Genomic DNA, 22,170 nt, shown 5'->3' with positions numbered 1-22,170 from the left:
TGACAGGGAGGAGGGTGTCGCTATTTGTTAAAGACAAAACTAAAGGAATTTCGTGCAAAACATAACATGAATCAACAGACATTGGCAGATAAGGTAGGTGTTAGAAGGGAAACGATTGGGCATCTCGAACGTGGAAACTACAGTCCTTCACTAAAATTAGCATGGGACATTGCTCAGGTTTTTGATGTTCGGATAGAAGAGATATTCCAATATGAGGAGGAATAAGAGATGGATGAAAGAAGTCAGCATCAGATTGCAAAGGGATTGGCGATTACTTTAGGCATTGTGTACTTATCTCTTTTTGGTTTCGCTATTTGGAAGTATGTGAGCACGAAGGATATATCCAGCATTACTTGGGAGTTAGTGTTCATAGTTATGATACCAGCATCCATTGCATGGTTTGCACGTCGTGATGAAAGCTTAACAATTCCTAAAACGATTTCAGGTAATTTAATCGATACCGGATTAAGTAAAAAGTCTCAATCAAAAAGAAAAAAATATTATTTTTTGGATTCATTGGGCTTTGCTATTGTTGTGTTGGTTCTCACAATCATTACAACCTTCTTTATCGAAAAAGATTGGCAACACTTATCTTTGTTCCCTCAATTGAGTGAAGTCTCAAATATTATTGTGACTTTGTCCCTTGAATTTGTAATCTCCCTAGTTGTGTTTTTTGCTATTTCCTACGTATGGGAGGAGTTCAATATAAGAAGATACAACCGAAAACTGGATGAGTTGGAGGACAACCATGAATAAATTTGATGAAAAAATCATGCAAATTGCTCAGGAAAATGATGAGATATTCGAATTGCTTCAAAGTGAAGTGCGCAGTAATGGTGGAAAAGTATTAAATTTTTTATTAGAGGGTTTATTTTCGTTTGACTCAGCTGTAAAACAATTGGAAAAGAGAGAGGCCTTTTATCTCGTCATGAATCATGAAAAGGCAGAACTAGTTACCTTTCAAAAAACACTAGAGCTTTCCCGTCAAGATGTAACAGAAGCTATACAATTGGCATCTGGTAAAAAAACGTTTGATTTTAATGGATATAAATATAAGCTGTTTCGAAAAATCAAATAACCACCATAAAAAAACTTGCCACCAAGTAGGCAAGTTTTTCATTCTAATCAAATTCCTCGACCATTTCTTTGATTGTGAATTTTAGTCCGAAATAGGCATATAAGGCTGTCATCACGCTGGGGAAACCGAAGCGGGTCCCGAGATCATCTGGAATAAGTGGCTTCGTTAGCTTACTATCAATATGGATATCGACGACTTCATTCAGAGTGTGTTCACCCTCTGTTTTTACAATGGCGGAAATCGCCACCGTTTGAATTCCGTTGTCATGAAGTTCTTCCGCGAGTTTGATCGCTTCTTTATCTGTTGAAAATCGTGTGATTAATAAAACAGAGTCAACACCCTCAACCTCATTCATTTTATCATTCGTAAACAAAGGCTTAGCCGAAAGTAAGGGTTCAGCACCAAATAAAGCTTCTGTTTCAACCGCAGCCATTTCACCGCAGCCATGAACGAAAATAGAACCTTCGCTTATGATAGACTGGGCAAGGATTCTTGCGCCATCCTCCATATTCATTTCTTCTTGTTCCATGATCCGATTAAAATGTCCCTGAAGTTGGGTTGTAAAAATTTTTAACATACGGGTAAAATTCCTTTCTATTGTATTACTCATTTCCACTATTTTCATTATAACGTTATATGAAAAAAATAAGAAATCATGTCGATTTGTGTTGGCAAATCTTGTTTCGGTCTTGGAAATAAAAGTTTTCTGCGTAAAAAGAAGGAAATTTGTTACTTTTGGTAGAATTAAAAATGAATAACGATATAATAATATTCGAAAAAACGAACGTATCAAAGCGATCGTAAAAAACAAAAAATCATTTTACATTTTTTATTTATTTTAAGGGGGGTTTTTACAAGAATGTCAGAGAAAATCTTAATTGTTGATGACCAATACGGAATACGAATACTGTTAAACGAAGTTTTTCAAAAAGAAGGTTATAAGACATTCCAAGCAGCTAATGGAGTACAAGCAATCGAAATCGTTCAAAAACACTCTCCAGATTTAGTGTTACTAGATATGAAAATCCCAGGTATGGACGGGATTGAAATCTTGAAAAGACTTAAAAAAATCAATAAGGACATTCGAGTCATTATTATGACAGCTTATGGTGAACTTGATATGATTCAAGAAGCTAAGGATTTGGGAGCAATTACCCATTTTGCAAAACCTTTTGACATTGATGAATTACGTGAAGCGGTTAGAGCAAATATCCCATTAAAATCCGAATAAAAATCACAAAAAATACAAAACCGCATTGTTATTAATATGAAAACGCTTCATGGTAAAATCGGGAAATAATGGTCTCTTGCGAAATCAAAATCTTGTGATATGCTTAGTACTGTATTGTTGCTATTCCTTAAGGCGAAGGGCATTTTGTGTGCTTTTTGACTGTTATTTTCTATCTTAAGTCTACATATTATGTTTTTGTTTCGGTCACTCTATTAGGTGATACGAAATTCTTGGAATAGGTATACAATTAACCCCGGCGTTTCTTTGCCGTGGTTCTATGTGTATAGGGACTAATCCTTATTTTACACAATAAAAACGGTACAAAAGGAGGAAATTCACATGCCTTTGGTTTCAATGAAAGAAATGCTTGAAAAAGCAAAAGCAGAAGGGTATGCAGTAGGTCAATTTAACCTAAACAATCTAGAGTTCACACAAGCAATTTTACAAGCTGCACAAGAAGAAAATTCACCAGTTATTTTAGGTGTTTCTGAAGGTGCTGGCCGTTATATGGGTGGATTCAAAGTGGTAGTTGCAATGGTTAAAGCAATCATGGAAGAATCTAACATTACTGTTCCAGTTGCAATCCATCTTGATCATGGTTCTTCTTTCGAGAATTGTGCGAAAGCAATTCACGCTGGATTCACATCTGTTATGATTGATGCTTCTCATCATCCATTTGAAGAGAACATTGAGATTACTTCTAAGGTTGTCGAACTTGCACACTTCCACGGAGTATCTGTAGAAGCTGAGCTTGGTACTGTTGGTGGACAAGAAGATGACGTAGTAGCTGAGGGTGTTATCTATGCGGATGTAAATGAGTGCGTTGAGCTTGTTAATCGTACTGGCATTGATTGCTTAGCGCCTGCTTTAGGTTCAGTTCACGGTCCTTACAAAGGTGAACCAAACCTTGGTTTCAAAGAAATGGAAGAGATTGGAAACAAAACTGGTTTACCATTAGTACTTCACGGTGGAACTGGTATTCCTACAAAAGACATCCAAAAGTCAATTTCTCTTGGAACAGCTAAAATCAACGTAAATACAGAAAATCAAATTGCTTCAGCGAAAGCAGTTCGTGAAACACTTGCTGCTAAGCCAGAAGAGTATGATCCTCGTAAATACTTAGGACCTGCTCGCGATGCAATTCGTGAAACTGTTAAAGGCAAAATGCGTGAATTCGGTTCTTCTGGAAGAGCGTAAGAAACCTTTTTATTGAATCAAATGTGCCTTGGTGAATTTGCGCCCAGATTTAAGGCCCACACGAAGTGGCGTCTTTAGTCTTTGAACTTATGCCCGAAAAATTTCCTCTAAAAATCTGTGGCATCCGCCGGAGGCTGAAACTTTTAATAAAGTTTCCACGTCTAATTAAATAGATTGGAGATTTGTCTCCAAACCATATAGAAAAGCCGCTTATTTCCTGTTATGTATAACGTGATTTGGAAATAGCGGTTTTCTTGCGTTATAATAAGAAAAGCGCAAGACGATTTTGAAAAATCCTTGCCGATGAAATGGGAGTCTAGGGGTAATTACAGATCATCAACACATAAAATAAGTGGAAGGAGCTGATTTGTGTCTTTTACCCAATCATTTTGAAACTAGATGAACGTAGCAACGTAGATAGTAGAGACCTTCAACAAGATTCACTTCAATTGCACTAAACTTCACGTAAAACGATATCTCAAAACTAAAAAGAAAAAGTATAACCTAAGTCCTATGGAATTTTCCCTAAAGAAATATCTTTAGTGGGTTTATTTGATTGTTTTTGTTAAAAGGTATACAATGATACATGATTTTTATATTTTTGTGTAAACATAGAATTAATACTTGTACAAACTGCAATAAATTTATGTTAAAATATACCAACTTGAGTGAAGTGCCGTATGTTTTATTTAAGGTAAATAAGGGAATAGAACTGCCTAACAAGCTAGATTTCATCCAGTAGTAATCGTCGGATAGCGTCTACCCGTGGCAATTCGAGGTTTCCCTTACTAACCGTCATCTTCGCTAGAAGGGAGCCACATATGGAAAAACTTAAAATAGCAGGCGGTTATCCACTAAAAGGATCTGTAAAAATCAGTGGGGCGAAGAATAGTGCAGTTGCCCTCATTCCAGCAACAATCCTTGCAGAAACGCCAGTTACAATTGAGGGTCTTCCTGATATTTCAGACGTGCAAATTTTAGGTGATTTGCTTGAAGAAATCGGGGGCCATGTCGAGATAACTAAAGAAGAAATTTATGTTGACCCAACTAATATTGTGTCAATGCCATTACCGAACGGAAAAGTAAAAAAGCTTCGCGCTTCTTACTACTTAATGGGTGCGATGCTCGGTCGCTTTAAAAAGGCTGTAATTGGTTTGCCGGGTGGTTGTCACCTAGGTCCAAGACCAATTGACCAACATATTAAGGGCTTTGAAGCACTAGGTGCAAAAGTGACGAACGAACAAGGTGCAATTTATCTTCGTGCAGACGAGCTAAGAGGTGCTCGTATATACCTTGATGTTGTTAGTGTTGGTGCAACCATTAATATCATGCTGGCAGCAGTGCGTGCAAAAGGACGTACAATCATTGAAAATGCCGCGAAAGAACCAGAAATTATCGATGTTGCGACATTATTGACAAGCATGGGTGCAAAAATTAAAGGTGCCGGAACAGATGTCATCCGTATTGATGGCGTTGATTCCTTACAGGGTTGCCGCCATACCATTATTCCAGACCGTATCGAAGCAGGTACATATATGATTATTGGAGCCGCGATGGGTGAAGGAGTATTAATTGATAACGTGATCCCACTTCACTTAGAATCCTTGATTGCCAAGTTCCGCGAAATGGGTGTAACTGTTGAAACAAGCGACGATCAAATCTGGGTTGCTGGCAATAAAGATTTAAAATCTGTTGATATTAAAACGCTTGTGTATCCAGGTTTCCCAACTGATCTTCAACAGCCTTTTACATCTTTACTAACAAAAGCAAGTGGAACAGGTGTTGTCACAGATACAATTTATGGCGCAAGATTTAAGCATATCGACGAGCTACGTCGCATGAATGCACAAATTAAAGTTGAAGGTCGTTCAGCCATTGTCACTGGACCTGTTCAACTACAAGGTGCAAAAGTGAAAGCAAGTGACTTACGTGCGGGTGCTTCACTTGTTGTTGCAGGCCTCATGGCAGAAGGTGTAACAGAAATTACAGGACTAGAGCACATCGACCGTGGCTATAGCCATTTAGAAGAAAAACTAACAGGATTAGGCGCTACCATTTGGAGAGAAAGCCTAACAGAAGATGAAATTGAACAACTGCAAAATTCATAATCGAGTAATAATATATAAACTCCCACTACAAAAAGTGGGAGTTTTCATGTATCCTTAAAAGGAAAAGTAGAGAGAAAACGTTTTTATGATATGAGAATGTTAAACATACGGCAGAAAGAGACTACTACCGGCTAGGGGGAAGGATCATGGAAAGAAGCTTATCAATGGAGCTTGTACGTGTAACCGAAGCAGCAGCATTGGCATCAGCTCGTTGGATGGGGCGAGGTAAAAAAGACGAAGCAGATGGTGCAGCAACATCCGCGATGAGAGATGTATTCGACACAATCCCAATGAAGGGACAAGTTGTTATCGGAGAAGGAGAAATGGATGAGGCCCCAATGCTTTATATAGGTGAAAAGCTTGGGAATGGCTACGGACCAAGAGTGGACGTTGCAGTCGATCCGCTTGAAGGAACCAATATTTTAGCTTCCGGCGGATGGAATGCGCTTTCTGTTTTGGCGGTTGCCGATCATGGGAATTTGCTGCATGCTCCAGACATGTATATGGATAAAATTGCAGTGGGTCCAGAAGCAGTCGGGTTAATTGATATCAACGCACCTATTATCGATAACCTAAAAGCAGTCGCAAACGCAAAAAACAAGGATATTGAAGACGTTGTGGCAACTGTATTAAATCGTCCGAGACATGAGCATATCATCGCACAGCTACGTGAAGCAGGAGCTCGTATTAAATTAATTAATGACGGTGATGTTGCAGGTGCGATTAACACAGCCTTTGATCATACTGGTGTAGACATTTTATTTGGCTCAGGTGGTGCTCCCGAAGGTGTGTTGTCAGCGGTTGCATTGAAGTGTTTAGGTGGAGAAATTCAAGGAAAGCTTCTTCCACAAAACGATGAAGAGATTGCCCGTTGTATAAAGATGGGACTAGATGTTACAAAGGTTCTTCGTATGGAAGACTTAGTCAGCGGTGACGATGCCATTTTTGCAGCAACAGGTGTCACAGATGGAGAGCTTTTACGTGGTGTTCAATTTAAAGGCTCAATCGGAACCACTCATTCTCTGGTTATGCGAGCAAAATCTGGAACTGTTAGATTCATAGATGGAAGACACAGCTTGAAGAAAAAGCCAAATTTAGTAATTAAATAGAGTAGAGGCGAGTCTTTGTACTCGCTTCTCTTTATAAAACAAGGACTTTACCACGAAAACGTCATAACTCTATCAAAATAAGGGTATTGATTAAAAATACGAGAATAGGGTAAAATAAAGGAGAATAGACTGGTCATTATACTTCTTAAAAATTTCAAAACAAGGGATTTCCTTTGCACAACCGCAACGCGGTTAAAACTTCAATGCAATCCTCAAAATGCTTCTAAATCATTCCATCCATATCTATCCATATAAAATGTTTCATGGTGTCTCTTTATTTCTGAGAGGAGAAAGTACGAAAACGCTTTTATATGATGGAGAATGAACCAATCAAATGCGAATTGGTGTATCTGCTAAAAAGTGTTAAGCGAATCAATTGGAAAGCATTACGAGAAATCGAAATAAACTAAAAATCAAAGAGTGGTGTACGAATGAGTATTACAATTTCAAGCTTGGAAAACATGAAGCTAAAAGAATTATATGAATTAGCGCGTGAATATAAGGTTTCCTACTACAGCAAATTAACGAAAAAAGAGTTAATTTTTGCGATTTTAAAAGCGCGCGCTGAGCAGGATGGCCTTTTATTTATGGAGGGTGTCCTTGAGATTATCCAATCAGAAGGATTCGGATTTCTTCGCCCGATCAATTATTCCCCATCCTCAGAGGATATCTACATTTCAGCCTCCCAAATCCGTCGTTTTGACCTACGAAATGGGGATAAGGTTTCAGGTAAGGTACGTCCTCCAAAAGAAAATGAGCGCTATTACGGTCTTCTACACGTAGAGGCTGTAAACGGGGATGACCCAGAATCTGCAAAGGAACGTGTTCACTTTCCAGGTTTAACACCTCTATATCCAGATCGCCAAGTGATCTTAGAGACAAAGCCAAACCATATTTCAACACGAATTATGGATATTCTAGCACCAGTTGGTTTCGGTCAGCGTGGACTAATCGTGGCGCCTCCGAAGGCTGGTAAAACAATGCTGATAAAGGAAATTGCAAACAGCATTACAACTAACCATCCAGAGGCTGAATTGATCGTTCTATTAATCGATGAGCGTCCGGAAGAGGTTACAGATATTGAACGTTCAGTAGCAGGTGATGTGGTAAGTTCCACATTCGATGAAGTGCCAGAAAACCATATAAAGGTTGCGGAACTCGTGCTTGAAAGAGCGATGCGCCTTGTTGAGCACAAACGTGACGTAATCATTCTAATGGATAGTATCACACGTCTTGCAAGAGCTTATAACCTTGTAATTCCTCCAAGTGGGCGTACGCTATCAGGGGGGATAGACCCTGCAGCATTCCACCGTCCAAAGCGGTTCTTCGGTGCAGCAAGAAATATCGAAGAGGGTGGAAGCTTAACAATCCTAGCGACTGCACTGGTTGATACAGGCTCTCGTATGGATGATGTCATCTATGAGGAATTCAAGGGTACTGGTAACATGGAGCTCCACTTGGATCGCTCACTTGCTGAGAGACGAATTTTCCCTGCCATCGATATTCGTCGCTCTGGTACACGTAAAGAAGAGCTTCTAATCGAAAAAGAAAACCTCGATAAAATCTGGGCAATCCGTAAGGCAATGTCAGATCAACCAGATTTTGCGGAGAAATTTTTACGTAAACTTAAGCAAACTAAAACAAATGCAGAGTTCTTTGAAATGCTTGAAGCAGAAAAGAAAGCGGCAATTGCTCGAAGAAGCAGCAGTAGACCTGAGGCATAAGAAGTATGTGGTGACGTGAGTCTGCGCTGAAATTCATGTTGGAAAAATTAACGTTTTTTAACAGCAGGATTAAGTTGCAATTCATGGCTTCACTTGTTATAATTTCAACATGTGCGTTTTAGGTTTTCAAAATTGTACATGCAACTATGTCATTTTGCTAAAACGTAACTCTGTTTCGATCAAGGATTCAGGGCGGAAGGAGATGAGACGAATGAAATCAGGAATTCATCCAAACTACAAAAAAGTTATGGTGAAATGTGCTTGTGGAAATGAATTTGAATCTGGTTCTGTAAAAGAGGAGATACGCGTTGAGGTATGCTCAGAGTGTCACCCATTCTATACAGGCCGTCAAAAATTCGCTGATGCAGGTGGACGTGTAGATAAATTCAACAAAAAATACGGTATTAAATAATATCGTTTTTGAAAAGCCAAAAACAGGCAAGTTTTTTCTTCTTGCCTGTTTTTTGTGCTACTAGACATATTTTTCTCGCATTTATTTTAACCTCATATCAATAATCCTCATACTTACGGTCAATAGTTGACTCAAGAATAGTAACAACCGAGGAAAGGAAGGACCAAGTTTCATGTATATTATGAAGCAAAGTGGCTGGCTTGAAGTAATTTGTGGAAGCATGTTTTCAGGAAAATCCGAAGAGTTGATTCGACGTGTTCGTCGTACTGAATTTGCCAGACAATCTGTTCAGGTGTTTAAGCCTCAAATTGATAATCGATATAGTGATAATTCTGTTGTGTCTCACAATGGGACATCCTTTGTCGCAATTCCAGTGGCAAGCTCTGCTGACATTTTAGAAGAAGTATCTGCTGATACAGATGTTGTCGCAATCGACGAAGTGCAATTTTTCGATGATGAGATCGTAGAAGTTGTCCAAATTCTTGCAAACCGTGGCCACCGCGTCATCGTTGCTGGATTAGACCAAGACTTCCGCGGTGAACCGTTTGGAAAAGTTCCAGAATTACTTTCTTTAGCTGAGTTGGTTACAAAATTACAGGCTGTTTGCTCTGTATGTGGATCTCCCTCAAGCAGAACACAGCGTTTAATCAATGGAAAACCAGCCTCTTATGATGATCCAGTAATTTTAGTCGGTGCTTCTGAGTCATACGAGCCTCGTTGCCGCCATCATCATGAAGTACCAGGAAAACCACTATTAAAGGCAGTTGCACAAAAGGATACAATGAAGTTATAAAGCGCTCCGAGTGGGTGCTTTTTGCTATTTGTGCATGAAAAAAGACCAGGTTGTTCTTCCTGATCTAAAATAGAAACCCAAGTACTTTTTTACGTTTTCTTGACCCTTCTACTTTTTCAAGGGTAATGGCTGTTTGTTTTTGAAGCTCTTCTTTTTCCCTTTCCAGCTGCTCGATGTATGCTTCCATTTTCTGCATTCTTTTTTGTAGCTCATCGATTTCTTTGCGATGCTGCAGTAGCTGGTAGGATACTACATCACTTGCTTTTTCCTCGATTCGCCTTTCGTTCTCTTTAATCCGTTCCATGATCGTGTTTAATTTATCTGAAAGAGTTTTTTCTGAAGCTTGTACCATTTTCCGTGCAGTCCCCTTCCTAGGTTCTGGTGGTGATAGTTTGATTTTATCAAATGGGACCCCAGATTTCACTTGATTCCGTATCTCTTCGAATAATGGAAGGTCGATTTCCTCAAATACATAGTGCCCATATTCATTTTTTTTACATGGTATTTCAAAGTTTTTAATCCACTTCCGGACGCTTTTAGTTGAAACACCCAACTTTTTTGCAAACTCCGCAGTATTCACACCAATCACTCCCCCTAGTTTTCCTCTTCTTCTCCAAGCCTCAATGTTCACCGATTCTTTGTATAGTAGTACGATTCTCCCTATTCAATGTAAAATCCTGCCGGGTAGACAAAACTAGTACCTTTTCGTCAAAGAAAGAAGCAAACCTACAGAAAACCAGCTATTCGACAGCGAATTTTGTGGGAATTAAGTTTGGGGTGAAGGTACAACGGGACAATCTAAGGAGGAGTTCGAACAAAAGAGAAAATGGGTCTGCCAAGAGCATTTGGAGTGCCCTCAACATCCTAGAAAAAGGAAACTGGAGGCAGTCCAAAGGTTCTGGAGTGCCCTCAACATCCCAGAAAAAGGAAACTGGAGGCAGTCCAAGGGTTCTGGAGTGCCCTCAACAACCTAGAAAAAGGAAACTGGAGGCAGTCCAAAGGTTCTGGAGTGCCCTCAACATCCCAGAAAAAGGAAACTGGTGACAGTCCAAGGATTCTCTGGAATACCCCCAACATCCTAAAATGAGGAAACGGGTGGTGGTCTAGAAACTTAATCATTCCGAATGAGTATCGTCAAACATTCATCCCACTGTAATTTGCTTTGACCTATATGGGTACCCTATACTATAATTATACTGTTATGGACTAAATTTTGAGGTGAAGAGCGTGTTCGATCGTTTAGAGGCTGTTGAGGCTCGTTATGAAAAATTAAATGAACTATTAAGTGATCCAGATATCGTTAGTGATACAAAAAAACTACGTGAATATTCAAAAGAACAATCTGATATACAAGAAACCGTTGAGAAATATAGAGAGTACAAAGAGGTTAAGGAACAGTTAACCGATGCGAAAGCGATGCTTGAAGAAAAGCTCGATGCCGAAATGCGTGAAATGGTGAAGGAAGAAATTAATGAACTTGAGGACCAAATGGAGGAGCTTGAGGAGCGTCTTCATGTACTCTTATTGCCGAAGGATCCAAACGATGACAAAAACGTTATCATGGAAATACGCGGTGCTGCAGGTGGAGATGAGGCTGCGTTATTTGCTGGTGACCTTTACCGCATGTACAGCCGCTTCGCTGAGCACCAAGGTTGGAAGACTGAAGTTATGGATGCCAACACAACAGGTGTTGGTGGATATAAAGAGATCATTTTTATGATTTCCGGAAAAGGTGCTTATTCGAAATTGAAATTTGAAAATGGGGCACATCGTGTGCAACGTGTTCCTGAAACGGAGTCAGGCGGACGTATCCACACATCAACAGCAACTGTTGCGGTATTACCTGAAGCAGAAGAAGTTGAAGTTGAAATTCATGAAAAAGATATCCGTGTGGATACATTTGCATCCAGTGGACCAGGGGGACAAAGTGTTAACACCACAATGTCGGCGGTTCGCTTAACGCATTTGCCAACTGGAACTGTGGTTTCCTGTCAGGATGAGAAATCTCAAATTAAAAATAAGGAAAAAGCAATGAAAGTATTGCGTGCACGTGTTTATGATAAGTTCCAACAAGAAGCACAAGCGGAATACGACCAAAACCGTAAGCAAGCCGTAGGAACAGGTGACCGTTCTGAGCGTATCCGTACGTACAATTTCCCGCAAAACCGTGTAACTGACCACCGCATCGGGTTGACCATACAAAAGCTTGATCAAATTCTAACTGGGAAGCTTGATGAAGTGATCGATGCACTAATCATGGAAGACCAAGCTAGAAAAATGGAGCAAGCCGAATAATGGCGGAATTCCAAAAGATATTCGAAGCCCTCAAATGGGCTTCTTCTTTTTTACGGGAAAATGGTCGGGACGAAAATATTGCGGAAATGCTGTTGTGTCATTATCTGGGGATGAGTAGAGCAAAGTTACTCGGTGAACTACGTGAGGAACTAGATGATGCAGTGAAAGAAAAATTTATGGGTGCTGTTGATAAGGTTGTGAGCGGAGTTCCGGTTCAACACATTATAGGCTATGAGGAGTTTTACGGGCGTAGATTTTTGGTAAATGAGGAAGTTTTAATTCCGAGACCTGAGACTGAAGAGCTGGTTCAAGGATTGCTTGCCAGAATTAAGCGATTATTCGGTACAACCGAAGGAATTAAGGTTGTGGATGTGGGAACAGGAAGTGGCGCGATTTCGATTACGCTTGCTCTTGAAAATGAGCACCTTGACGTAATGACAGTTGATATAGCGAAGGCTTCAATTGAGGTTGCCCGAGAAAATGCAGATCGGTTAGAGGCGAACGTAAGGTTCTTTGAAGGTGATTTATTAGCACCGTTAGTGGAAGAAGGAATGACAGTCGATGTGGTCGTTTCGAATCCGCCATACATTCCAGAAGAAGACATTGAGACGCTATCTACAGTCGTGAAGGACCATGAACCACTCCGGGCGTTAGTTGGCGGTCAGGATGGCCTAGATTTTTATCGTAGATTTATGAAGGAAATTCCACTTGTATTGAAAGAAAATGGAATTGTAGCCTTTGAAGTCGGGATTGGGCAAGGTGAGTCTGTTGCAATCATGTTGCGAGATACTTTTCCTGGGGCAACCGTAGATGTCGTTAACGATATCAACGGCAAAGACCGAATGGTGTTTGCGGAAATAGGTTTTTAGAAAAGGCTTGGGGACGTGAACCCAAGCCTTTTTTAATGAATCGGCAGTTTCAATAGTTTCTCTTCCACGAAATAAAATAAACGATCATCTGAATCAACGGATATAGCAGTAGTAAGATAATTGGATAGTACGGGGCGTAATCTGAGATGAATGGATAGACAAAAAATAGGGCAGTGATGATTGGAAACGTGTACCACATACTAATATAAGAAGCCCGACATGCTTTTCCGGTTAGTTCCTTTTCACGCTCATCTCCTTCTTCAAATTCGACTGGTAACAAAAATGCACCTTTCCATGATTTGCGTTTCTTCTTCAGTTGTGGAACCATAATGGCTGAAAAAATAATTCCCACTACGATTGCAATAAACGTGGGTAACATGTTAATTTCAACGGTCCAAGGTGGTTCTTGATTGGTTTTTACAATCTCAGCAAAGTCTAAATGTGCGTAATACATCGTTGAAAATGCCCAACCCAAAAGTGCGATCGAAATAATTGAATACACCACATTACGAAAAATACTCATTTTTCCTCATCCTCCAAATAAAATATTTCTTCAATTGGCAAGTTAAACGTTCGTGCGATGTTCATTGCGAGTAGTAGGGAAGGGATATAGCTTCCTTTTTCCATGGCGACGATTGTTTGCCGTGTTACATTGACCCTTTCAGCTAGTGCGCCTTGTGTCAAGCTGTGCTTTGCGCGGAGTTCCTTCACGCGGTTTTTAATCTCCATTTACAATATCCTCCATTTGTTTCTACACTCATTGTAAAGTAAACTATACATTTTGTAAAGTCAACTTGACATATTTTTTAAAAAATATGAAAATCACCCATTAAAAACTAGTTTAATAGATTTTTCAAATTTGGTAGTTTAGGAATCTATATTTTTGGCGAGAATGGGTTGTGAAGGGATGGTGCTAGAAAATGAGTAAACAAATTACGATTGTATCATTTATATTTTTACTGTTAATTGGGGCGAATAGCCATTTATTGATAAAAGAAACAAGTGCACAGGAGCCACAGGTAATTCCGGATGAAGCAATTCGTCTTCGGATTTTAGCCAATAGTGATTCCGATAAAGATCAGGCTTTAAAGCGCAAGGTACGTGATGCGGTCAATGCAGAAATTACGGACTGGGTGGCGGAGTTAACTTCGATTGATGCGGCTAGAGAGTTAATTCAAGAAAGACTACCAGAAATTGAAAAAATCGTTGCTGGTGTATTAGAAGAAGAAAATAGCAATCAAGCATATACGGTTGATTACGGACGCAATGTTCAATTTCCAACAAAGCTTTATGGGCAATTCCTATATCCGGCCGGTGAGTATGAAGCAATCCTGATTTCATTAGGTGAAGCTGAAGGTGCAAATTGGTGGTGTGTGTTGTTCCCGCCTTTATGTTTCTTAGATTTCTCAACAGGAGATGCTATTGAAGCATCTGATGAGGAAGGAAAAGATGTGGCGCTTGAGCAAAAGACTGAAAAGGAAGATAAGAAAGAAAAGAAGGACAAAGAAGATAAAGATGAAAATGACGAGGAAGAAGTCGAGGTCAAATTTTTCTTAGTTGAATTTTTCACATCTTTATTTAGCTAAAAATCTAGCATTTAGTTCTATTTTTTAAGATGCCTCATAGAGTAGTTACTAGGATAACGAAAGATGGGGTGGCGAAAATGAAACAAATTAGAACGGCAAATGAGCAAGATATTGAAAAGGTCTCTGCCTTTTTGGGACAAGCTGAAGTTAGTTCTGAAGGTGTTGGTTCGATTATTGATCACTTTATTTTATTGGAGGACGCTGAACAAAAAATCCTTGCGACGTTAGGGATTGAAAGAATTGAGCAAGATGGATTGCTTCGATCGCTGGTGATTTCTCCTGGTGTAGATCAAACGAATTTATTAACTCTATTTAAAAGTGCCATTTCACTTGCAAAGCATAAGGAGTTAAATCGACTGTTTTTAGCGACAAATAAACAAGCGTCGATTCAATTTTTTGCAATGCTTGGCTTCGAGCAAGTAGAAGTCGATGAGCTTCCTGGCCATATTGAAAGCTCGAATCATATCTCACAGCTCCTTAAAAAGGCTGATCCGATGTTCATGGTTTCGCAAATTGAAAAATAAGAGTATTTTTAAACTCCTAAATGTGGACGGTATGTGCGCAAGTGGGGGTTTTTATTTTGGTTTTGACGTCTGATTGTGGATAATGTGGGTAAGTTCTGTTGTTAAAGGATGGATAAATGTGATAATCTATGGAACATGGTGAAAAATATGGGCTGTGGATGAAATATTTCCTCTTTGTGTGGGTTGTGGCAAAACTGGTTATATCCACATAATTATCCACATTTTAGAGTTTGTTATCCACAAAATGTGGATAACACTTGTTTTCCACCACTTATAAACCTATACTTTTTTATATTACAATAATTAAAAAGTGACATTACTAAAGGATTTTTACATAGGAGTTGCGTTACATGGAAACAAAGCAATGGGTTGTGGATAAACACCAACAAAATTTAGAAATTTATCCACAAATAATAGAAGCGGCAAGTCTTCTACAGAAAAATGAAGTGGTGGCTTTCCCGACGGAAACAGTATATGGGCTTGGGGCAAATGCCTTATCAGATGAAGCTGTTTCGAAAATTTACGAGGCGAAGGGTCGTCCTAGTGATAATCCACTGATTGTCCACATCTCCACAATCGGGCAGCTACATAAATTTGTTCAGGAGATTCCTGAGCAGGCGGAGCGGCTAATTGCGAAATTTTGGCCAGGTCCCCTAACACTTGTTTTAAATAGAAAAGAAGATGCAGTTTCGAAAAAGGTGACAGCAGGACTTAAAACGGTAGCGGTACGAATGCCAAGTCATCCGGTTGCATTAGCTTTGATTTCCGCAACAGGTCTACCACTTGCTGCGCCGAGTGCAAATACTTCTGGCAAGCCAAGTCCGACACTTGCAAAGCATGTAGCTGATGATCTGACTGGTAAAATTGCGGGGATTCTTGATGGCGGAGCAACAGGTGTTGGATTGGAGTCAACTGTTCTGGATTGCACGGGTGAAGTTCCTGTGATTCTACGACCAGGTGGAGTGACAAAGGAACAGCTTGAGGCAGTATGTGGTATCGTCGAGGTCGATAGGGCCATTTTAACAGAAGGCGAAGCACCGAAGTCACCTGGAATGAAATATACACATTATGCGCCAACTGCACCTCTTACGATTGTGAATGGCCAGGTGGAATTTATCCAGTCTCTTGTAAAAGAAAAACAAAACGAGGGGTTAGAGGTTGGAGTCCTGACAACGAAAGAGCGCGAAAATACGTATGAAGCGGATAAAGTTATTGCTTGTGGTTCCCGCGAGGACTTGGAGTCAGTTGCTAATAGACTGTATGATGTGTTGCGCTTATTTGATGAAAGTGGTGTCGATGTGATTTTTAGTGAGAGCTTTCCAAGTGAAGGCATCGGACAAGCGATCATGAATCGCCTAACCAAGGCAGCAGGACATAAAATGATAACTGAATAATTGGGAAATCCTTCTTCTATTTCGATTTGTACATGCATATGTTGAAATAGGCACGTCCAAGGAGGTAGAAGATGGATATTACAGCATTTCTCGGAGAAATTATAACCTTATTTATCATGGCATTTGCTTTAGGAATGGACGCATTTTCCGTTGGGCTTGGGATGGGATTAATCCGGTTGAGGCTCAAGCAAATTTTTTCAATCGGGATCACCATTGGTCTGTTTCACATGTGGATGCCATTGGCGGGCATGATGATTGGACATTTTTTATCAGATACATTTGGAGCTATTGCAACCTATGTAGGCGGTGGATTGCTTTTATTTTTAGGCTTACAAATGATTATTTCTTCCTTCAAGGACGATGATCACCAGCGTATGATTACACCGGTTGGATTCGGCTTATTTATTTTTGCTTTAAGTGTGAGTTTAGATAGTTTTTCCGTCGGGCTTTCGCTAGGGATATACGGTGCAAAAACAGTCATGGTGATTCTCATGTTTGGGATCGTTAGTATGGTTCTTTCGTGGATCGGACTTCTATTAGGTCGAAAGGTCCAAAACTGGCTTGGTACATACAGTGAGGTTTTAGGTGGATGCATTCTCCTCGTCTTTGGGGTAAAATTACTATTTCCTTTATAAAAGGGTAAAATTATGACAAAACTGCGAGTGCGGGTGAAAATCCGTGCTCTTTTTTTAAATATTGGCTATATCTTTCATGTGAATCTCGATTATAATGGAATTATATCGAATTTTGTCTAAATATTTGGGTCGAAAGTAGCATGAGGGCAATGATGAAAAAGGGTGATGAAATGATACGTGTTTTATTTGTTTGCACAGGAAATACATGTAGAAGTCCGATGGCTGAAGCCATTTTACGAAAAAAGGCAGGCGAAAGCATTGAGGTCAAATCGGCAGGGATTTTTGCTAGTGACGGAAGTCCTGCTTCAACGAATACTGCCCATGTTTTACAGGAAAATGGAATCGAGTGTCAGCATTCGTCTTCCTTGTTAACGCAAGATCTTATAGAGTGGGCGACTTGTATTTTAACCATGACCAGTCATCATAAACAGGCAATTCTTCACAGTTTCCCGGAAGCTCGGGACAAGGTATTTACATTAAAAGAGTATGTGGACAGCGGTGGAGATGTTTCAGACCCTTTCGGAGGACCGGTTGACATTTATAGAGAAACCTATGTGGAACTCGAACCATTAATTGAAAAAGTACTTTCTAAACTAAAATAGATAGATTCAGGGGGAGAATCGGGTGGAAAAAAGGCGCTACAAATTTGGTTTAAGATTAAAATTAGTACTATTTACAACTATTTTAGCGGTTGTGACGTATTCAACATCAGCATTATTCATTTATTTTGTGTATCCTTTCGTTGAAGAAATGGTGAGTCAACAAGTCTTTGTGATAAGCACATTGGCTTTAGGTATTATCTGGTCTGGCATTCTTGCTTATTTTGCGGCATCCTTTATTACAAAGCCACTTCAGAAGTTAGAACAGGTGGCTATTCATGCTGCAAACGGTGATATTCGCGAGGATGTACCTGTTTTAAAATCAGATGACGAGATTCGTAGCCTAAGTCTTGCGTTTAATAAAATGCTACATAATCTACGTGAGATGGTACATAATATCGAGGAAAACTTTGAAAATACAAATGAAAAAGTGATTGAGATTACGAAGGCGTCCAGTCTTGCTTCTGAGCAGGCAGAAAATATTAATCGTACAATATCTGAGATTTCCAAAGGTGCTGACAGCTCTGCAGTATCGATTCAAGAAACGGCTGAATCCGTGGAAGATGTGATTCAAATTGCCGAAGAGGTTCAGCAAAATGCGAAAACGTCACAGAAATTATCTGTTGAAATGGTTGATACCTTAAATGACAGTAAAGATGTTGTGCATTCGCTCGTATCTGGAATTAATAAGCTTGTTGAAAACAATCAAACCTCGCTTGAGGCGGTAAATCGTCTAGAAACGAATGCAAAGGAAGTAGAACATATCATTTCACTTGTTGGCGATATCGCTGGTCAAACGAACTTGCTTGCCTTGAATGCTTCGATCGAAGCGGCACGCGCGGGTGAACATGGAAAAGGTTTTGCGGTTGTAGCGGAAGAAGTGAGAAAGCTAGCAGATGAAAGTTCAAAGGCCGTACAAGGCATTTCCGAGTTGATTAAAAATATCCAGCAAGAGGTTCGAAATGTAGTTGTTCAGATATCCGAACAAGTTGCGGTTGCTAACGAAGAAGCGAAAAAAGGAACGATTACAAATGAGGCAATTGCTGAAATGACAACGTCTGTCCATGAAGTGGCTGATGCCGTTAAGCAAATTGCTACATTGGTTGAAAAACAAATGGACCGTATTCAAGCGACTTCCTTGCAATCACAGGAGGTTGCGGCGATTGCAGAAGAAACATCAGCTGGTGCACAGGAAGTAAGTGCAGCAACCCAGCACCAAACAAGTGTGATTTGTGATGTGGACAGTTTAGCCCAGGAGCTTGCTGGTCAAGCTAGTCAGTTAAAGCAAACCATTCAGCGATTTACGTTATAAAACTCATGAAAAAAAGCTCCCGTTTTGGTTCGGGAGTTCTTTTTTAGGTATAATAAGGGTAAAGTTTATGTCTTTTGGTGTTGAAATAGTCAAAAGTACATTTGATACTAGGGGGATTTACAATGAAAGTTGCAATTGCATCGGACCATGGTGGTCTAAACTTACGTGAAGAAATCAAGCATTTAATGGACGAACTTAAGATTGAATATGATGACTTCGGTTGTGAATGCTCAACTTCTGTTGATTATCCGGATTATGCCTTACCAGTTGCTAATAAAGTAGCAGACGGGGAATATGATCGTGGTATTTTAATTTGCGGAACTGGAATTGGAATGAGCATTGCTGCGAACAAGGTTCGTGGTATCCGTTGTGCACTTTGCCATGATGTATTTAGTGCAAAGGCAACTCGTGAGCACAATAACAGCAACATCCTGGCAATGGGTGAGCGTGTGATTGGCCCAGGACTTGCCCGTGAAATTGCAAAAGCATGGCTTACAACTGAGTTTTTGGGCGGTCGCCATGAAAACAGAATCAATAAAATTACTGAATACGAAAACAGCACAGAAGAATAGAAGATATGGCGCCTGAGAACTTTTTGAATCAGGCGTATTCTATTAAGTTTATGGAGTCAAACATAAATGTTCGACTCCATAAACTTACAGCCTCCGGCGGATGCCACAGATTTTTAAGGGAAACTTTTCGAGCAGGCGAAAAAGTCTGGGCGCAAATCCGTCAAGGCGTATTTGATTGCAGGGGGGGTTCGGTAATGGTTGGGGATATTGAAGTATGGAGAGGTCAGCTTCGGACGATCCTTTTAGAGTTTGCGGAAAAAGCTTCGTTGAAAAAAGGAGAACTGCTCGTTGTTGGTTGCAGTACGAGTGAGGTTATTGGCGAACGTATTGGAACAGCAGGGTCTGAGGAAGTGGCCGAAATGATTTTTAGTGAGCTAAATTCTCTTCGTAAAAATGTCGGCGTCGAGCTTGCGTTTCAGTGTTGTGAGCATTTAAACCGCGCATTGGTTGTTGAGCGTGAAACTGCATCACACAAAAATTATGAGCAAGTAACGGTGGTGCCTGTTCGAACAGCCGGTGGCGCAATGGCAACCTATGCATACGGACATTTTAACGATCCAGTTGTAGTTGAGTTTATTAAAGCTGAAGCGGGAATTGATATTGGCGACACCTTCATCGGGATGCATCTAAAGCATGTTGCAGTACCCATTCGAAGCTCAGTAAAGGAAATTGGTGGAGCCCACGTCACAATGGCCAAAGCCAGACCAAAACTCATCGGAGGAGAGCGTGCTGTCTATCCCGATAAAAAAGAAAATAAAAAATGCTAGATGAGCTACGAGGAGTCGCGGGACCAAGGGGACGGTTCTGTGGCTCTTTTTTTATTTTTGATTTTATGTGTACAATTAACGGAAATTCTGGACAGTTTAGAATCCGCCCCCTATAAATCACCAAATGTAAAACCGATAAAAGACTCTGATTTTGTAGACTACAGATGCCGGTTTGGTGACTTTAGAAGAAAATGTGATATTAACTATCATAGTTTTAGATATTGGGTCAGGTAGTGAAATATAAACGGATATGCTTTCCTATTAACTTCTTCAATATTAACCTTCATATGAATTTCCACAGATAAATAAAATCCTATAATTCTTTTTAAAGTAAAAATATAGTTGCATTGGTATCTCTTTTAAGGAGCCAATAGAACCGTCCCTACGGTTCTAAATAAGTGAACGATTTTTTAAAAAAACAATTGAATGTTCGTGTTTTGCGAAAAGAATATAAGTCTATTAAGTTGAAGCGAAAACCAGCCATAGCAACGTTTTAACAGCTAATAAACCCGGTTAATAGCGATTTTGTAGGGATATCGATAAAAAACTTAATCTTCCTACTACCGAATAAAAGTGTTACAATGGAAAGGTATTTTTCAAATTAGCGGAATAATTCATACATCGATTAAAAGGAGGATTCCAAATGAAACATTTATCGGAGCAAGATCAACAAGTATTTAGTGCGATTCAAGATGAACTACAAAGACAACGTACAAAAATTGAACTGATTGCATCTGAAAACTTTGTAAGTGAAGCAGTTATGGAAGCTCAAGGTTCTGTATTAACAAATAAATATGCAGAAGGGTACCCTGGCCGTCGTTATTATGGTGGTTGTGAGCATGTGGATGTTGTGGAGGACATTGCAAGAGACCGTGCGAAGGAAATCTTCGGTGCTGAGCATGCGAATGTGCAGCCACACTCTGGAGCTCAAGCAAATATGGCTGTATACTTTACAATCCTAGAGCAGGGCGACACTGTGCTTGGGATGAATCTTTCCCATGGTGGACATTTAACACATGGTAGTCCGGTAAACTTCAGTGGAATTCAATATAATTTTGTGGAGTACGGAGTCGATCCTGAAACACATAAAATTAACTACGACGATGTACGTGCGAAAGCACTAGAACATAAGCCGAAGCTGATCGTTGCAGGTGCGAGTGCATATCCACGTGCCATTGATTTTAAAAAGTTCAGAGAAATTGCGGACGAAGTTGGCGCTTATTTAATGGTGGATATGGCTCATATCGCAGGATTAGTTGCGACTGGTCTTCATGAAAACCCAGTTCCATATGCGGATTTCGTTACGACAACAACTCATAAAACATTACGTGGTCCACGTGGTGGTATGATCCTATGTAAAGAAGAATATGCAAAGAAAATCGATAAGTCAATCTTCCCTGGTATCCAAGGTGGTCCTTTAATGCACGTAATTGCAGCAAAAGCTGTTGCATTCGGGGAAGTTTTAACAGACGAATTCAAACAATATGCTAAAAATATCGTGGCCAATGCAGCTAGATTAGCAGAATCTTTACAAAAAGAAGGCTTAGACCTCGTATCTGGTGGAACTGACAATCACTTATTACTATTGGATGTTCGTTCATTAGGACTAACTGGTAAAGTGGCTGAAAAGGTTCTTGACGATATCGGCATCACTGTGAACAAAAATACGATTCCATTCGATCCAGAAAGCCCATTTGTAACAAGTGGTATCCGTATCGGTACTGCAGCAGTAACAAGCAGAGGCTTTGGTTTAGTGGATATGGATGAAATTGCGTCAATCATCGCATTTGCATTGAAAAATTCAGATGACGAAGCGAAGTTAGCTGAAGCAAGCGGGCGTGTAGAAGCATTAACTAGCAAGTTCGTACTTTATAACGAGTATTAAGATACTTGAAGGCAGGACTCCTTTTTTGGGAATCCTGCCTTTTTTAGGTAGGGTGTGATTATTTATAGGTAGGGAACAAT

25 protein-coding genes are annotated in these 22,170 nt (G+C 39.9%); 21 read left to right on the top strand and 4 right to left on the bottom strand.

The features are described from left to right. Positions 1 to 24: 24 nt before the first annotated feature. From RGU12_RS22335 to RGU12_RS22325, 3 genes are read left to right on the top strand one after another with little or no spacing between them, the layout of a single operon-like run. On the top strand, positions 25 to 225 hold the full coding sequence (locus RGU12_RS22335; protein ID WP_116351976.1) for a helix-turn-helix transcriptional regulator: 201 nt from the start codon (positions 25 to 27) through the stop codon (positions 223 to 225). Between the two features lie 3 nt (positions 226 to 228). Further along, the gene (locus RGU12_RS22330; RefSeq protein WP_309538016.1) at positions 229 to 756 is read left to right on the top strand and encodes a hypothetical protein; all 528 of its coding nucleotides are present in this window, start codon (positions 229 to 231) and stop codon (positions 754 to 756) included. After that, entirely contained in the window at positions 749 to 1,078 is a 330-nt protein-coding gene (locus RGU12_RS22325) for a hypothetical protein (RefSeq protein ID WP_309538015.1), read from the top strand. The genes RGU12_RS22330 and RGU12_RS22325 overlap by 8 nt, the downstream gene beginning before the upstream one ends. Positions 1,079 to 1,121: 43 nt before the next feature. Here RGU12_RS22325 and RGU12_RS22320 read toward each other — a convergent pair whose 3' ends face one another. Continuing rightward, the gene (locus RGU12_RS22320) at positions 1,122 to 1,655 is read right to left on the bottom strand and encodes a DUF2529 domain-containing protein (protein WP_309538014.1); all 534 of its coding nucleotides are present in this window, start codon (positions 1,653 to 1,655) and stop codon (positions 1,122 to 1,124) included. A 282-nt stretch (positions 1,656 to 1,937) separates the two neighbouring features. Between RGU12_RS22320 and RGU12_RS22315 the strand changes: the two genes are divergently transcribed. The 7 genes from RGU12_RS22315 (at position 1,938) to RGU12_RS22285 (ending at position 9,652) form a co-directional block, all read left to right on the top strand. Continuing rightward, positions 1,938 to 2,309, top strand: coding sequence for a response regulator (locus RGU12_RS22315; protein WP_116351980.1), 372 nt, complete (start codon positions 1,938 to 1,940; stop codon positions 2,307 to 2,309). 339 nt (positions 2,310 to 2,648) lie between these two features. After that, complete coding sequence (locus RGU12_RS22310) at positions 2,649 to 3,506, top strand: class II fructose-bisphosphate aldolase (RefSeq protein ID WP_309538013.1); 858 nt, start codon at positions 2,649 to 2,651, stop codon at positions 3,504 to 3,506. Between the two features lie 821 nt (positions 3,507 to 4,327). Further along, positions 4,328 to 5,614 carry a UDP-N-acetylglucosamine 1-carboxyvinyltransferase gene (gene murA, locus RGU12_RS22305; protein ID WP_309538012.1) on the top strand — a complete coding sequence of 429 codons (1,287 nt, stop codon included), beginning with the start codon at positions 4,328 to 4,330 and terminating at the stop codon, positions 5,612 to 5,614. A gap of 146 nt (positions 5,615 to 5,760) precedes the next feature. Next, positions 5,761 to 6,723: a class II fructose-bisphosphatase gene (gene glpX / locus RGU12_RS22300; RefSeq protein WP_116351983.1), complete on the top strand. Its 963-nt coding sequence runs from the start codon at positions 5,761 to 5,763 to the stop codon at positions 6,721 to 6,723. A 431-nt stretch (positions 6,724 to 7,154) separates the two neighbouring features. Continuing rightward, complete coding sequence (gene rho / locus RGU12_RS22295) at positions 7,155 to 8,447, top strand: transcription termination factor Rho (protein WP_116351984.1); 1,293 nt, start codon at positions 7,155 to 7,157, stop codon at positions 8,445 to 8,447. 211 nt (positions 8,448 to 8,658) lie between these two features. Next, complete coding sequence (rpmE, locus tag RGU12_RS22290) at positions 8,659 to 8,859, top strand: 50S ribosomal protein L31 (RefSeq protein ID WP_116351985.1); 201 nt, start codon at positions 8,659 to 8,661, stop codon at positions 8,857 to 8,859. Positions 8,860 to 9,031: 172 nt separating this feature from the next. Further along, complete coding sequence (locus RGU12_RS22285; protein WP_309538011.1) at positions 9,032 to 9,652, top strand: thymidine kinase; 621 nt, start codon at positions 9,032 to 9,034, stop codon at positions 9,650 to 9,652. 64 nt (positions 9,653 to 9,716) lie between these two features. On the opposite strand, the gene RGU12_RS22280 is transcribed toward RGU12_RS22285, so the two are convergent. Beyond that, positions 9,717 to 10,232, bottom strand: coding sequence for a MerR family transcriptional regulator (locus RGU12_RS22280; protein WP_309538010.1), 516 nt, complete (start codon positions 10,230 to 10,232; stop codon positions 9,717 to 9,719). Positions 10,233 to 10,870: 638 nt separating this feature from the next. Here RGU12_RS22280 and prfA point away from each other — a divergent pair. Continuing rightward, complete coding sequence (gene prfA, locus RGU12_RS22275) at positions 10,871 to 11,947, top strand: peptide chain release factor 1 (protein ID WP_309538009.1); 1,077 nt, start codon at positions 10,871 to 10,873, stop codon at positions 11,945 to 11,947. Next, entirely contained in the window at positions 11,947 to 12,816 is an 870-nt protein-coding gene (gene prmC / locus RGU12_RS22270) for a peptide chain release factor N(5)-glutamine methyltransferase (RefSeq protein ID WP_309538008.1), read from the top strand. Before prfA ends, prmC begins: the two co-directional genes overlap by 1 nt. A gap of 49 nt (positions 12,817 to 12,865) precedes the next feature. Here the strand turns inward: prmC and RGU12_RS22265 are convergent, their stop codons facing one another. After that, entirely contained in the window at positions 12,866 to 13,339 is a 474-nt protein-coding gene (locus tag RGU12_RS22265) for a hypothetical protein (protein ID WP_309538007.1), read from the bottom strand. Further along, positions 13,336 to 13,545, bottom strand: coding sequence for a helix-turn-helix transcriptional regulator (locus tag RGU12_RS22260; RefSeq protein ID WP_309538006.1), 210 nt, complete (start codon positions 13,543 to 13,545; stop codon positions 13,336 to 13,338). The genes RGU12_RS22265 and RGU12_RS22260 overlap by 4 nt, the downstream gene beginning before the upstream one ends. A 191-nt stretch (positions 13,546 to 13,736) precedes the next feature. Between RGU12_RS22260 and spoIIR the strand changes: the two genes are divergently transcribed. From spoIIR to glyA, 9 genes are all read left to right on the top strand, one after another. Beyond that, positions 13,737 to 14,402, top strand: a complete 666-nt coding sequence (gene spoIIR / locus RGU12_RS22255; protein WP_309538005.1) for a stage II sporulation protein R — start codon at positions 13,737 to 13,739, stop codon at positions 14,400 to 14,402. A 77-nt stretch (positions 14,403 to 14,479) separates the two neighbouring features. After that, positions 14,480 to 14,926, top strand: a complete 447-nt coding sequence (locus RGU12_RS22250) for a GNAT family N-acetyltransferase (protein ID WP_309538004.1) — start codon at positions 14,480 to 14,482, stop codon at positions 14,924 to 14,926. Positions 14,927 to 15,276: 350 nt separating this feature from the next. Beyond that, a complete protein-coding gene (locus RGU12_RS22245) occupies positions 15,277 to 16,320 on the top strand; it encodes an L-threonylcarbamoyladenylate synthase (RefSeq protein ID WP_309538003.1) in 1,044 nt (347 codons plus the stop codon). A gap of 71 nt (positions 16,321 to 16,391) precedes the next feature. Further along, on the top strand, positions 16,392 to 16,955 hold the full coding sequence (locus tag RGU12_RS22240) for a manganese efflux pump MntP (RefSeq protein WP_116351996.1): 564 nt from the start codon (positions 16,392 to 16,394) through the stop codon (positions 16,953 to 16,955). Positions 16,956 to 17,125: 170 nt separating this feature from the next. Next, positions 17,126 to 17,557, top strand: coding sequence for a low molecular weight protein arginine phosphatase (locus RGU12_RS22235; protein WP_309538313.1), 432 nt, complete (start codon positions 17,126 to 17,128; stop codon positions 17,555 to 17,557). A 22-nt stretch (positions 17,558 to 17,579) separates the two neighbouring features. Continuing rightward, entirely contained in the window at positions 17,580 to 18,866 is a 1,287-nt protein-coding gene (locus RGU12_RS22230) for a methyl-accepting chemotaxis protein (RefSeq protein WP_116351998.1), read from the top strand. Positions 18,867 to 18,988: 122 nt separating this feature from the next. Then, positions 18,989 to 19,438 carry a ribose 5-phosphate isomerase B gene (rpiB, locus tag RGU12_RS22225; protein WP_309538002.1) on the top strand — a complete coding sequence of 150 codons (450 nt, stop codon included), beginning with the start codon at positions 18,989 to 18,991 and terminating at the stop codon, positions 19,436 to 19,438. Between the two features lie 194 nt (positions 19,439 to 19,632). Further along, entirely contained in the window at positions 19,633 to 20,205 is a 573-nt protein-coding gene (locus RGU12_RS22220; protein ID WP_309538001.1) for a TIGR01440 family protein, read from the top strand. Positions 20,206 to 20,848: 643 nt separating this feature from the next. Continuing rightward, positions 20,849 to 22,090 (top strand): serine hydroxymethyltransferase, encoded by a 1,242-nt coding sequence (gene glyA / locus RGU12_RS22215; RefSeq protein WP_309538000.1) that lies wholly within the window; start codon positions 20,849 to 20,851, stop codon positions 22,088 to 22,090. Positions 22,091 to 22,170 lie beyond the last annotated feature (80 nt).

The sequence above is a fragment of the Ferdinandcohnia sp. QZ13 genome, assembly GCF_031324165.1.
Classification (GTDB): Bacteria; Bacillota; Bacilli; order Bacillales; family Bacillaceae_L; genus Ferdinandcohnia.
Note: the sequence above shows the minus strand (reverse complement) of the source record. Positions and strands in the feature narration are given on the sequence as shown.